The sequence below is a fragment of the Saccharopolyspora karakumensis genome, assembly GCF_004349225.1.
GTDB classification, from domain to species: Bacteria; Actinomycetota; Actinomycetes; order Mycobacteriales; family Pseudonocardiaceae; genus Saccharopolyspora; species Saccharopolyspora endophytica.
The window spans coordinates 1-12,292 of the sequence record NZ_SMLA01000014.1 but is presented as its reverse complement, the minus strand read 5'-3'; the positions used below and the strand labels follow the sequence as shown (position 1 = coordinate 12,292).

Below are 12,292 nucleotides of genomic sequence, written 5' to 3'. Positions count from 1 at the left end.
CGGCGGTGGTCCGAACCGTCCGTGATCGATGTCCGGACGGTTCGGGCACCACCGCCGCGCTTCAGGGCTTTTCGCGTTCGGGAGCGGGGCCGGTGTCAGTCGCCGAGCCCGCGGACGTCGGCGAGGAGTTCCAGCGAACGCAGCCAGGCGGCGCGGTCGACGGCCGAGGAGACGACCATGAGCTCGTCGGCCTGGGCCTGCTTGGCGAACCTGCTGAGGTAGTCGTCCACCTCGGCCGGGGTGCCGACCGCGCTGTAGCGGGTCATCCCCTCGATCTGGCGTCCGGCGGGGGAGGCCAGCAGGGCGTCGATCTCCTCGGTGCTGAGGTTGCGGCCCTGGGCCAGCATCCGGCCCGCGCGGTAGCGCTTCGCCTCGAGGAACTGCTGCTGGGCGTACTCGGTGGTGTCCGCCGCGATCACGTTGACCCCGGCGATGACGTGGGGCTCCGACAGCTGCGCCGAGGGCTGGAACTCGCGCCGGTAGTGCGAGGTCGCCGCCTCCAGCGCGTCCGGGGCGAAGTGCGAGGCGAAGGCGTAGGGGAGACCCAGCAGGGCGGCCAGCTGCGCGCCGAACATCGACGAACCCAGCACGTACAGCGGGACCTCCGTGCCGTAGCCGGGGGTGGCGTTGACCCCGGCGATGCGGGTCTCGCCGGCCAGGTAGCCCTGCAGCTCGAGCACGTCCTGCGGGAACGCGTCGGCCGAGGTGGGATCGCGGCGCAGGGCCCGCATCGTGCGCTGGTCGCTTCCCGGAGCGCGACCCAGACCGAGGTCGATCCGGCCAGGGAAGAGGGTTTCGAGCGTGCCGAACTGCTCGGCGATGGTCAGCGGCGAGTGGTTGGGCAGCATGATTCCGCCCGCGCCCAGCCGGATGGTGCTGGTCTGGGAGGCGACGTGGCCGATCAGCACGCTCGTCGCCGAGGAGGCGATGGTCGGCATGTTGTGGTGCTCGGCGTACCAGATGCGGTGATATCCCCACCGCTCGGCGCGTTGGGCCATGTCGACGCTGGCGGTGAAGCTGTCCGCGGCGGTCTCCCCCTCGCCGATGTGCGCCAGATCGAGAACGGAGAGAGCCACAGTCACGACAGGATCAGCCTTTCCACACGCGCCACGGTCCGGGACCCGTCGTCCCGGCCACCCTGGTGCCAACGCGTCCCCGACTACCGATATTTCCCGGGGCCCGTGTGATCTGGTCCCCGATGCGCGGTGTGGCCGGACGGGCGCGGTGCGTCAGGCCTTCGGACCGGGACCGGTGCTGGCGCGCAGGACGAGATCGGTGGCCAGTTCGACGCGGTTGGTCTCGAAGCGCCCGGTTTCGGCGTGCCGCAGCACCATCCGCGCGGCCTCGGCCGCCATCGTCGCGACCGGCTGGTCGACCGTGGTCAGGGCGGGCGAGATCCACTGCGCCATCGGCAGGTTGTCGAAGCCGATGACGCTGATGTCGACGGCGATGCGCAGCCCGCGCTGCTCGACGGCCCGGTAGGCGCCCAGCGCCTGCTGGTCGTTGGCGGCGAAGATCGCCGTCGGCGGCTCGGCCAGGTCCAGCAGCTCGGCCGCGGCGTCCTGGCCCCGGTCGTGGGTGAAGTCGCCGTCGGCGATCAGCTCGTCGGCGACCGGGATGCCCGCCGCCATCAGCGCGGAGCGGTAGCCGTCGAGCCGCGCGACCGAGCACTGCAACTGCGGTGGGCCGCCGATGAAACCGATCCGCTCGTGGCCCTGCTCGATGAGGTGCTCGACGGCAGAGCGGGCACCGCTCCAGTTCGTCGCGCCCACCGACGCCACCCGGGGATCGGGCTGGCCGAGCGAGTCGATGATGATCACCGGGACGCCGAGGCCGTGCAGCTGCTCCGCATGACGCGGGCCGAGCTCGGTCACGGCGAGGATGATGCCGTCCGAGCGCCGCGAGGTGAGGTTGTCCAGCCACGCGCGTTCGGTCTTGCGGCCGTCGTGCACCGCCGAGACCACCATGCCCACCCCGGCGTCGTGGGTGACGCTCTCGACGCCCCGCACTATCTCCAGCACCCACTCGTTGTCGAGGGTGTGGAAGACGAGGTCGATCAGCCCCGCGCGACCGCTGCCGTGGTTGGCCCGCCGCGAGTAGTTGTGGCGGGTGATGAGCTTCTCGACCCGCTCCCGGGTGTGGGCGGCGACCTCCGGACGTCCGTTGAGGACCTTCGAGACCGTCGGGACCGAGACACCGGCCTCCCGCGCGATGTCGCTGATCGTCACGCGGCTCTTCTTCGCCTCAGCCACCCTGCCTCCTCGCTCGACCGACGTCACCGTACCTGAAAGTTTCGGAGCAACAGCCCGCGCCCGATCACCTCACGACGTCACCGTCACCGGGGTGTTCAGGACGCGGTCGGCTCCGACCTCCCGCACCTCGCCGACCAGCCGGAACTCGCCGGACAGCGGCGCGTGCGCGCTGTCGCCGCCCACGTGGACCTCGATCAGACCGGGGTCGACGATGCGCTTGCCGCGCGCGCCGGTGTAGGCGGTCCGGTCGGCGTGCAGGTGGAACGACACCGTGCGGGACTCGCCCGCCGGAACCGAAACCCGCTTGAAACCCGTCAGCTGGCGGACCGGCCGGGTCACCTGCGCGACGGGGTCGCGCAGGTAGAGCTGCACGACCTCGTCGCCGTCGCGGTCGCCGGTGTTGGTGACCGAGCACGAGATGTCCACCGAGCCGTCGGTGGCGACCTCCCCGGCGCTGATCGCCAGGTCCGAGTAGGCGAAGGTCGTGTAGGACAGACCGTGGCCGAACGGGAACAGCGCCGTCGGGTCCAGCGAGCTGACCTCGCTCGCGGCGCCCAGGGGAGCGGTCAGGTAGGTGCCCGGGTTGCCGCCCGGGGTGGCCGGGATCGACACCGGCAACCGGCCCGACGGGTTGACCTCACCGGTCAGCACGTCGGCGAGCGCCGCGGCACCGGCCTCGCCCGGGAAGAACACCTGCACCACGGCCGCCGCCCGGTCGGCGAACCTGCCCAGCGCGTACGGGCGACCGCTGGAAACCACCAGCACCACGGGTGTTCCGGTTTCCAGCAGCTGCTCCACCAGCGCTTCCTGGTCGCCGGGCAGCCGCAGGTCGGCGGCGTCGCAGCCCTCGCCGGAGGTGCCGCGGCCGAACAGACCCGCCCGGTCGCCCACCACGGCCACGCACAGGTCCGCGTCGGCCGCGGCGGCGCGCGCCGCGTCGAGATCGGCGCCGCCCTCGGGCAGATCGCAGCCCTCGACGTGGTCGACGTGCGTGGCGATGCGGGCGATCTCGTCGCGGAAGGTCGGCAGGTCGATGCCGTGGGGCCAGTCCGGGTAGGACACGCCGATGTGCGCCGGGAACGAGTAGCAGCCCAGCAGCGCGAACGGGTCGTCGGCCAGCGGGCCCACCAGCGCGACCCTGCCCGGTTCGCGCACCGGCAGGGTGCCGTCGTTGGCCACCAGCACCACCGACTCCTCGGCCAGCCGCCGGGCCAGGTCCCGGTTGCGGGCGGAGTCGAACTCGCGCGGCTGGGCGACCTCCGGCGACCAGTCCGGGTCCAGCAGGCCGAGTTCGACCTTCTGGTCGAGCACCCGGGTCAGCGCCCGGTCCACCAGCGCCTCGTCGACCTCGCCCGAGCGCACGAGGTGCGCCAGCGGCTCGACGTAGCAGCGGGCGTTGGGCAGTTCGACGTCCACCCCGGCGCGCAGCGCGGCCGCGCCCGCCGTTCCGGGACCGTCGGCGACGCCGTGCAGCTTGTGCAGGAACGACACGCCGAAGTAGTCGGCGACGACGGTTCCGGTGAAACCCAGTTCGTCGCGCAGCAGATCGGTCAGCAGCGCCTCGTCGGCGGCCGAGGGCATGCCGTCGACGTCGGTGTAGGAGTGCATGACCGAGCGGGCGCCGCCCAGCCGCAGCGCCATCTCGAACGGCGGCAGGACGACGTCGGCGAACTCGCGCGGACCCATGCTCACCGGCGCCAGGTTGCGTCCGGCGCGGGAGGCGGAGTAGCCCGCGAAGTGCTTGAGCGTGGCCACGATTCCGCTGGACTCCAGGCCGGCGACGTAGGCGGCGCCGACCACGCCGATCAGGTGCGGGTCCTCGCCGATGGTCTCCTCGACCCGTCCCCAGCGCAGGTCCCGCACCACGTCGAGAACCGGGGCCAGCCCTTGGTGCACGCCCACCGAGCGCATGTCGGCGCCGATGCTCGCGGCCATCTCGCCGACGAGGTCGGGGTCGAAGGAGGCGCCCCAGGACAGCGGGACCGGGTAGGCGGTGGCGCCCCAGGCGGTGAACCCGGCCAGGCACTCCTCGTGCGCAACGGCGGGGATGCCGAACCGGCTGGACCCGGTGATCTCGCGCTGCAGGCGGGTCAGCGCGGCGGCGCCGTCGGCGGGTTCGATGGGTGCGCTGCCGAAGACGCGGGTGAGCTGCCCGAGCCCGTTCTTGATCATCTCGTCCCAGGGCGGGGTGTCGTCGGCGAAGTCCTCCTGGTGCGGCGCGACGCGCTCCTCGGCTCCGGAGACGTAGATCCACATCCCGACGAGCTGGTTGAGCTTCTCCTCCAGCGTCATGCGGGCCACCAGGTCGGCGACCCGCTCCTCGACCGGTAGTGCGGGATCGCGGTAGGGCTGGCGGTCCTCGGTCGAGCGCGACTGCGGCATGTGCGGCGACTCCCGTCGTGGTGGGGCGGTCGTCCCGCGACGCTGTCGAAACAGTTTCGGTCCGTGTCGCGGTCAACCAGGGGTGCAACGTTCGACAGATTGCCACACGGTGCACCGAAAGTCCTGCATTGGGACCGGAAAATCACGGATGGAGCACGGCTTGAAAGTTTTGGAAACTCAATCTTGTCGAACGCTTCGACGCTGCGGTACGGTCTCGCCGACCGGCAGCCGGGTGTGACCGCGTGCACACCGGCCGCCGGGACTCCGGAAGGTCCGCAACGGTGCGACGGGAGTTGACGATGCGTGGACTGCGACGTCTGTGCGCGATGGGTGCGGCGCTGGCGTTCGCGCTGACCTCCACCGGCTGCGCCGTGCTGCTGCCGCCGAGCGAAGGCAGCGCCGACGTGGTCACCACCTGGGCGATCAGCGGCGGTGGTGAGGAAGAGCTGATGCCCGCTGAGGGCGAGAAGTTCCAGCAGCGAACCGGTCGCCGCATGCAGACCCAGTTCTTCCAGAACGACCCGTACAAGAACAAGCTCTGGGTCTCGATGGGTTCCGGCACGCCGCCGGACACCTTCTTCGGCTGGGGCGGGGGAGCGCTGCAGGCGTTCATCGACGCCGGCAAGGTCGCCGACCTCGGCCCCGCGATGCGCGAACACCCCGAGTGGCGGCAGAACTTCCTGCCCAGCGTGATGAGCCCCGTCGACATCAACGGCGGGACCTACGGCATCCCCGTCGGCGGGATCCAGCCCGTCCTGCTGTACTTCAACAAGGACGTCTTCGCCCGGGTCGGCCTGCAACCGCCGCGCACCTGGGGCGAGCTGCTCGACCAGATCCCCAAGCTCCAGCAGGCGGGCGTCCTGCCGATCGCGCTGGGCGGCGCGGACTCCTGGACCTACCTGATGTGGGAGGAGGCCATCGTCGACCGCGTCGCGGGACCGGAGGCCTTCCGGGACGTGGTCGAGGGCAAACCCGGAGCGTGGCTCAACCCCGACATCATCAAGGCGAACGCGATGCTGCAGGACCTCGTGCGCAGAGGGGCTTTCGGCAACGCCTTCGCCTCCACCAGCGCCGAGCTCGGCCAGCAACGCACGCTGGTCGCCAGCGAACGCGCGGCGATGATGGTCCACCTCGGTTCCGGCTACTCCGACCTGCTCGGCGACGACGAGAAGTGGGTGCGCGAAGGACATCTCGGCTGGGCGCCGTTCCCCGCCGTCGAAGGCGGCAAGGGCGATCCGGCCAACCTCGTCGGCAACCCCACCACCTTCATGTCCGCGACCGCGGGCCCCGACCAGCGGGAAGCGGTGGAGTTCCTGCGCCAGGAGCTCTCCAGCGACGCCTTCACCGAGGGGCGTCTGAAGCGCGGCGACGTCCCGCCGGTGACCGGCATCGAGGACCAGCTGCGCGCCTCCGAGGACGCCGACTTCATGACCTTCGTCTACGACCTGGCCAAGAAGGCACCGCACTTCCAGCAGTCCTGGGACCAGGCGCTGCCGCCCGGTCCCGCCCAGAACGTGCTGATCAACCTGCAGAAGCTGTTCCTCGACCAGATCAGCCCGGAAGAGTTCTCCCAGCTGATGGAGGAGTCCTCGCGATGACCGCCACCGAGGCGCTGCGCCCCACGGCGCCGGCCACCACCGAACGACGGGGCCGCTCCGCGCGGCACTGGACCGAACCCTCCACCTGGTTCGCCGCACCCGCGCTGGTGTTCTTCGCGGCGTTCGTCGTCGCGCCCATCGTCGTGGTGATCGTGCTGTCCATGATGGACTGGAACGGCATCTCCGCGCCCGAGCTCAACGCCGCGGAGAACTGGGGCAAGCTCGCCTCCGACTCCGGAATGTGGCACTCGGTGTGGGTGTCGCTGCAGGTGATGATCCTGTGCTGGGTCGTGCAAACGCCCATCAGCCTCCTGCTCGGCGTCTACGTCGCCGGGCAACAGCGGCACCGGGCGGTGCTCGCCGCGCTGTTCTTCCTGCCGCTGGTGCTCTCGTCCACCGGCATCGGCATCCTGTGGCGCAACCTCGTCGACCCGGAGTTCGGCGTGCTGCCCGCGCTCGGCCTGCCCGGGTTGAACCTGCTCGGTGACGCGAACCTGGCGCTGTTCACGCTCATCTTCGTGGTGTCCTGGCAGTTCATCCCGTTCCACACGCTGATCTACCAGGCCGGCGTGCGGCAGATCCCCGCGCAGCTCTACGAAGCCGCCGAACTCGACGGCGCCGGACCGGTGCAGCGGTTCTTCCTGATCACGCTGCCGCAGCTGCGCAACACCATCGTCACCTCCAGCACCCTGATGCTGGTGGGTTCGCTGACCTACTTCGACCTGTTCTACGTGCTCAGCGAAGGCGGACCGGGCGATGCCACCCGGATCCTGCCGGTGAACATGTACGTCACCGGTTTCCAGCAGTACCAGCTCGGATACGCCAGCGCGATCGCGCTGCTGCTGGTGGCGCTCGGCACCGCCCTGTCGCTGGGACTGACCAAGTACTCCGGCTTCGCCCGGATGCGCAGCGACCAGGAGGGCGCGTGATGCTGCGAATCGGAGGTCTGCTGCCCCACGCCGCGGCCCTGCTGTGGGCGCTGGTGGTGGCCGTGCCGCTGTACTACGTGGTGGTCACCAGCCTGCGGGCGCAGGAGGACACCACCGGCGCCAACCCGCTGTCGCTGCCCGGTTCTCCGACGTTGGAGAACTACGGGCTGGTGTTCTCCGACGGCTTCTTGAAGTTCCTGTTCAACAGCCTGCTCACCACCGGGCTGACCGTGGTGGTGGTGCTGCTCGTCGCGCTGCCCGCCGCCTACGTGGTGGTGCGCGGCAAGCGGCGTCGGCACCAGTGGCTGTTCCGGATGTTCCTGGCAGGACTGGCGATCCCGCTGCAGGCCACGATCATCCCGGTGTACGTGATGATCGTGGAGGCCGGGCTCTACGACAGCCTGCTGGCGATCGTCCTGCCCGCCATCGCCTTCGCGATGCCGCTGTCGGTGCTCATCCTCAGCAACTTCCTGCGCGACATCCCCGAGGAGCTCTACGAGTCGATGTGCCTGGACGGCGCGGGGCAGATGCGGGTGCTGGTGAACCTCGTCCTGCCGCTGTCGCGACCGGCGCTGCTGGCGGTGGGCATCTACCAGGCGCTGCAGGTGTGGAACGGGTTGCTGTTCCCGCTGATCCTCACCCAGCGCGAGGAGACCGCGATGCTGCCGGTGATGCTGTGGCAGTTCCAGGGCCAGTACACCGTCAACGTTCCCGCCATCATGGCCGGTGTGGTGCTCTCGGCGATCCCGGTGCTGGTGCTCTACATCCTCGGCCGACGGTTCATGATCGCCGGACTCACCGCGGGCGCGGGCAAGTGAGAACCGTGCCGGTCGGCGGCCAGGGGCAGGCCGCCGACCGGCACCGTCAGCGCGCGCGGGACGCGGAGCGTTCCAGGTAGCGCAGCACTGCCGTGACCCGGCGGTCGGCGCGGTCGTCCGGCGGCAGGTCGAGCTCGGCGAAGATGCTGCGGATGTGCTTGTGCACGGTTCCGGTGTCGGTGTAGCCCGCTGGGGCCGGCCGTCGGCGCAGGCGGCCGGCCCCGCCCACGCGGGAGCGCGCGGTCCTCGATCCCCCGAGAGACCGAGGACCGCCCGCGGCCCGTCAGGACTTCAGCTCGACCACCTCGACGCCGAACGGCGCCAGCGTCACCTCCGACAACGGGTCACCGGACAGGCTCCGCAGCGCACCAGCGGTGCGCGGAGCCACAGTCGCACCCTCGGCGTGCTGGCTGACCAGCCACGCGAACCGGCGTCCGTCCTCGTGCACCAGGACGTCGGCGAACACCTTCGGATCGTCCACCACGACCTCGCGGGCCACCCCGGCGACGTCGGCGAGCGCCGCGTAGAGCCGGTGGCTGTGGTCCGGGTTCACCCGCGTGGTGCGAGCGGCGAACAGCTCGACCGGGTACGTGCACAGCACCGCCAGACCCTCGCCGGTCGCGCGACGCAGCAGCGCCGGGTTGCCGTGCGCATCGGTGGCGACCACCTCGGCCCCGTCCGGGACGACGGGCAGGAACGAGCGGCTGTGCTCGTTGCCCGACACCCGGAACCGCAGCGCGGCGCCCGCCTCGATGCCGCCGAAGTCCTCGACGAAGGTGAACACCACCTCCTCGTCGGCGACCTCGTCGACGACGCCGTAGGTGATCTGCTTGCGCACGCCGAAGGTCTCGTCGAAGTAGGGGATCCACGGCTGCCGGTGATGTCCCACCTCACCGGCGGTGTAGGACAGGTACAGCACCGCACCCTCGGCGACCCGCTCGCGCAGCCGCTGCCACGTCGGGCCCTGGATCTGCTTCACGCACGGCAGCAGGTAGAGGTCGCAGTCGGCGTCGACGCCGTCGCGCTCGCGCGTGAACCCCACCGGCAGGTCCGCTTCCCGGGCCGCCACGTAGGCCTGGTGCAGCGTGTCGAAGATCAGCGGCCGGTCGTCGTCCTGGGTGAACGGGTACCCGCGCTCCAGGTACTCGGTCACCAGCAGGCTCGCTCGCGCGTCGCTGCGCTCGCAGCGGGCGAAGTCCACCTGGTCCAGCACCTCGGCGAACGCGGCCAGCTCGCGCAGCGGCGGCTTCGGAGCACCCGTGCGATCGGTGATGCCGAAGTGCATCTCGAACGGGTGGTGCGAGTACGGGCCCTGACCGATCAGGTCGTCGTAGTCGGTGTTGTTCCACGCCACCCAGCCCGTCGATCCGCCCAGCAGCGAGTTGTGCAGCGTCTGGCGGTAGTAGTGGCCTGCGTTCTCCGGCGACACCTGGTCGCTGGACAGGCCGAACTCCTCCAGCACGACCGGCTTGTCCGCCACCGCCGACAGCTCGCAGACGAACGCCGCGATCAGGTGCTGGCGGACCGGGTCGCTGTCGATCCGGTACACGTGCGGCCCCACGAAGTCCACCATCGCGCCGGTCTCGCGCACCGAGAACCCGTTGTCCACTCCGGTGACCTCGATGCCCCACGCGCCGTCGCCCAGCGACACCGGCTGGGTGCCGCCACCGGCGCGCACCGCCTGCACCATCAGCTGCGCCCACGCGCTGACCTGCTCGGTCGGCGCCGTCGGTTCGTGCCGCAACCGGCCGTAGATGGGCATCTCGTTGCTGAGCAGCCAGCCCGCCACCGCCGGGTGCCCGGCGAAGCGCTCGGTCATGCGCTGGACGAACCACGCCTGCCGGGACACCAGCCACACGTCGGCGTAGAGGTCCCGGCCGCCGCGCCACCCCGGGTCCCAGTTGTCGCCGGACATGTGGCCGACGAGGAACGTGGGGATCGAGGTCATGCCGGTCTCGGTGTGGGCGTCCAGGAAGTCCTGGTAGTGCGCGACCTTCTGCTCGTCCACGGCGTCCGGCGTGGGCATGAAGTCGGGCCAGTAGAAGAACGACCTGGTCTGCCGCAAGCCGTGGTCGTGGAGCACCCGGAGCTCGTCGCGCACGACCTCGGGGGAGTAGTTCCGCCACATCAGAGGACCACCGGTGCGCGACCAGAAGTTGGCGCCCAGCCACACCTGGGGCTGCCCGGCCACCGTCACCTTGGCGCTGTTGCGTCGCATGAAGACCCTTCCCCTGCTTACCTTTTCTGTGGTTGCCCTGCTTGGCGGTGCGGGTGGCGGAACCTGAGCGGCTCCGTGGACTCCGGGCGCCACTCCTGATGCATGCCAATACACGGCGTCGCGGCGTCCTCGCCACGAAGCCGCTGAAGAACCCGCGGCGGTGCGAGCTGAGTCCACACCTGGAACGTTCACCGGCCGCAGGCGAATGCAGCTCGGGTCACTTGACGGCGCCGGCGGTCAGGCCTTGGGCGAGGTAGCGCTGCAGCGCCAGGAATCCGATGACGACCGGGATGCTGACCACCAGGGAGGCGGCCATCACCTCGTTCCAGTACACCGACGTCTCCGTGGAGTACTCGCGCAGCCCGACCGCCAGCGTCCGCGAGTCCGAGTCGGTCATGATCGAGGCGAACAGCGTTTCGCCCCACGCCGTCATGAACGCGTAGATGCCCACCGCGGCGATGCCCGGCCGCGCGGCGGGAAGCACCACTCGCCACAGCGCGCCGATCGGGCCGGCACCGTCGATCAGCGCGGCCTCGTCGAGATCGCGCGGGATCGTGTCGAAGTAGCCGACCATCATCCAGATCGCGAACGGCAGCGAGAACGTCAGGTAGGTGACGATCAACCCGAGCTGGCTGCCGTAGAGCTCGATGCCGGTGTAGCGGCCGATCGTCGCGTAGATCAGGTACAGCGGCAGCAGGAACAGGATGCCCGGGAACATCTGCGTCGCCAGCACCACGATCCGGAAACCGTTCCGGCCGCGGAACTTGTAGCGGCTGACCGCGTAGGCCGCCAGGATCGCGAGCGTCAGCGACACCAGGGCCGCGCCCAGCGCCACGACGGCGCTGTTGATGAAGTAGTCCGCGAGATCGATCGTCGACCACATGTCGACGAACGGCTGGAAGGTGAGGTGGTCCGGGATCCACTGGAACCGGTCCCGCACATCACCCAGCGGCTTCAGCGCCGAGGTCACCATCACGTACAGCGGCACCAGCGTGAACAGCGTCAGCAGCGTCAGGCCCACGACCCGCAGGACGCGGAACCACCTCGGCTCAGGCATCCTTCATCCTCCGCGATGTGAAGGCCAGGTACCCGGCCGTGACGACCAGCAGGAACAGCAGCAGCAACGTCGACATCGCCGAGCCGAGGCCGAAGTTCCAGGTGATGAACGAGTTGTTGTAGATGTGGATCGACAGCAGGTTCGCCGCGTTGGGCACGGACTTGTCGAACAGGATGTAGGGGACGTTGAAGTCGTTGAACGTCCACAGGAACAGCACCAGCACCAGGACCTGGTTCACCGGCCGCAGCATCGGCAGCGTGATCGAGCGGAACTGCTGCCACAGCCCGGCACCGTCCACAGTGGCCGACTCGTAGACGTCGTGCGGGATGGACTGCATGCCCGCCATCACCACCAGGAACGCGAACGGCCACAGCCGCCACGTCGCCGTGGCCACCGTGGCCAGGAACGCGTTGTCGCCCAGCAGCCAGAACGTCTGGCCGTCGGTGAGTCCCAGCCCGCCCAGCGTCGCGTTGACCATGCCGTCGTCCTGGTCCAGCAGGAACTTCCAGATCATCGCCGCGGTGTAGACCGGCAGCGCGTAGGGGACCAGGAACAGGGTGCGCAGCACGGCACGTCCGCGGAAGGAGCGTTGCAGCAACGTCGCCGCGAACACCCCCAGAAGCCAGGACAGTCCCACGGTCAGGATCGAGAAGCCGGCGGTCACCGCGAACGAGCGCAGCAGCGTGACGCCGACGGCGCTGTTGAAGTCCAGCGCGAAGCCGAAGTTGGACAGGCCCGCGAACGGCGCGTTGAGCCAGTCCCGCAGGTAGAACTGGGTCAGCTCCAGCACGCTCATGTACAGCCCGCCGAGCATCGGCAGCAGGTGCACCAGCAGCTCGAAGCACAGCGCGGGTGCCACCAGCAGGTACGGCAGCAGCCGGCGGCTCGGCGACCACCTGCGCCTCGGTGGGGGCATGAAGTCGGGCCAGTAGAAGAACGACCTGGTCTGCCGCAAGCCGTGGTCGTGGAGCACCCGGAGCTCGTCGCGCACGACCTCGGGGGAGTAGTTCCGCCACATCAGAGGACCACCGGGGCGCG

The 12,292-nt window shown here is 70.0% G+C and carries 10 protein-coding genes; 3 read left to right on the top strand and 7 right to left on the bottom strand.

Going from position 1 to position 12,292, the window contains the following annotated elements:
* Nucleotides 1–95: 95 nt before the first annotated feature.
* From E1202_RS12215 to E1202_RS12205, 3 genes are all read right to left on the bottom strand, one after another.
* Nucleotides 96–1,082 carry an LLM class flavin-dependent oxidoreductase gene (locus E1202_RS12215; RefSeq protein WP_132683050.1) on the bottom strand — a complete coding sequence of 329 codons (987 nt, stop codon included), beginning with the start codon at nt 1,080–1,082 and terminating at the stop codon, nt 96–98.
* Between the two features lie 147 nt (nt 1,083–1,229).
* The gene (locus E1202_RS12210; protein ID WP_132683048.1) at nt 1,230–2,252 is read right to left on the bottom strand and encodes a LacI family DNA-binding transcriptional regulator; all 1,023 of its coding nucleotides are present in this window, start codon (nt 2,250–2,252) and stop codon (nt 1,230–1,232) included.
* A 69-nt stretch (nt 2,253–2,321) separates the two neighbouring features.
* Nucleotides 2,322–4,634: a beta-xylosidase/alpha-l-arabinosidase gene (locus tag E1202_RS12205; protein ID WP_132683046.1), complete on the bottom strand. Its 2,313-nt coding sequence runs from the start codon at nt 4,632–4,634 to the stop codon at nt 2,322–2,324.
* A 299-nt stretch (nt 4,635–4,933) separates the two neighbouring features.
* Between E1202_RS12205 and E1202_RS12200 the strand changes: the two genes are divergently transcribed.
* The 3 genes from E1202_RS12200 to E1202_RS12190 are packed head-to-tail and all read left to right on the top strand — an operon-like array spanning nt 4,934 to nt 7,979.
* A complete protein-coding gene (locus E1202_RS12200) occupies nt 4,934–6,232 on the top strand; it encodes an ABC transporter substrate-binding protein (protein ID WP_132683045.1) in 1,299 nt (432 codons plus the stop codon).
* Nucleotides 6,229–7,161 (top strand): carbohydrate ABC transporter permease, encoded by a 933-nt coding sequence (locus E1202_RS12195; RefSeq protein ID WP_132683043.1) that lies wholly within the window; start codon nt 6,229–6,231, stop codon nt 7,159–7,161. Before E1202_RS12200 ends, E1202_RS12195 begins: the two co-directional genes overlap by 4 nt.
* Entirely contained in the window at nt 7,161–7,979 is an 819-nt protein-coding gene (locus E1202_RS12190) for a carbohydrate ABC transporter permease (protein WP_132683042.1), read from the top strand. Before E1202_RS12195 ends, E1202_RS12190 begins: the two co-directional genes overlap by 1 nt.
* A 46-nt stretch (nt 7,980–8,025) precedes the next feature.
* Here the strand turns inward: E1202_RS12190 and E1202_RS12185 are convergent, their stop codons facing one another.
* From E1202_RS12185 to E1202_RS12170, 4 genes are all read right to left on the bottom strand, one after another.
* Nucleotides 8,026–8,208, bottom strand: a complete 183-nt coding sequence (locus tag E1202_RS12185; RefSeq protein WP_207918607.1) for a hypothetical protein — start codon at nt 8,206–8,208, stop codon at nt 8,026–8,028.
* 54 nt (nt 8,209–8,262) lie between these two features.
* Nucleotides 8,263–10,197, bottom strand: coding sequence for a cellulase family glycosylhydrolase (locus E1202_RS12180; protein ID WP_132683040.1), 1,935 nt, complete (start codon nt 10,195–10,197; stop codon nt 8,263–8,265).
* 217 nt (nt 10,198–10,414) lie between these two features.
* Nucleotides 10,415–11,254 carry a carbohydrate ABC transporter permease gene (locus E1202_RS12175; protein ID WP_132683038.1) on the bottom strand — a complete coding sequence of 280 codons (840 nt, stop codon included), beginning with the start codon at nt 11,252–11,254 and terminating at the stop codon, nt 10,415–10,417.
* Nucleotides 11,247–12,170 carry a carbohydrate ABC transporter permease gene (locus E1202_RS12170; RefSeq protein WP_132683187.1) on the bottom strand — a complete coding sequence of 308 codons (924 nt, stop codon included), beginning with the start codon at nt 12,168–12,170 and terminating at the stop codon, nt 11,247–11,249. Before E1202_RS12170 ends, E1202_RS12175 begins: the two co-directional genes overlap by 8 nt.
* Nucleotides 12,171–12,292 lie beyond the last annotated feature (122 nt).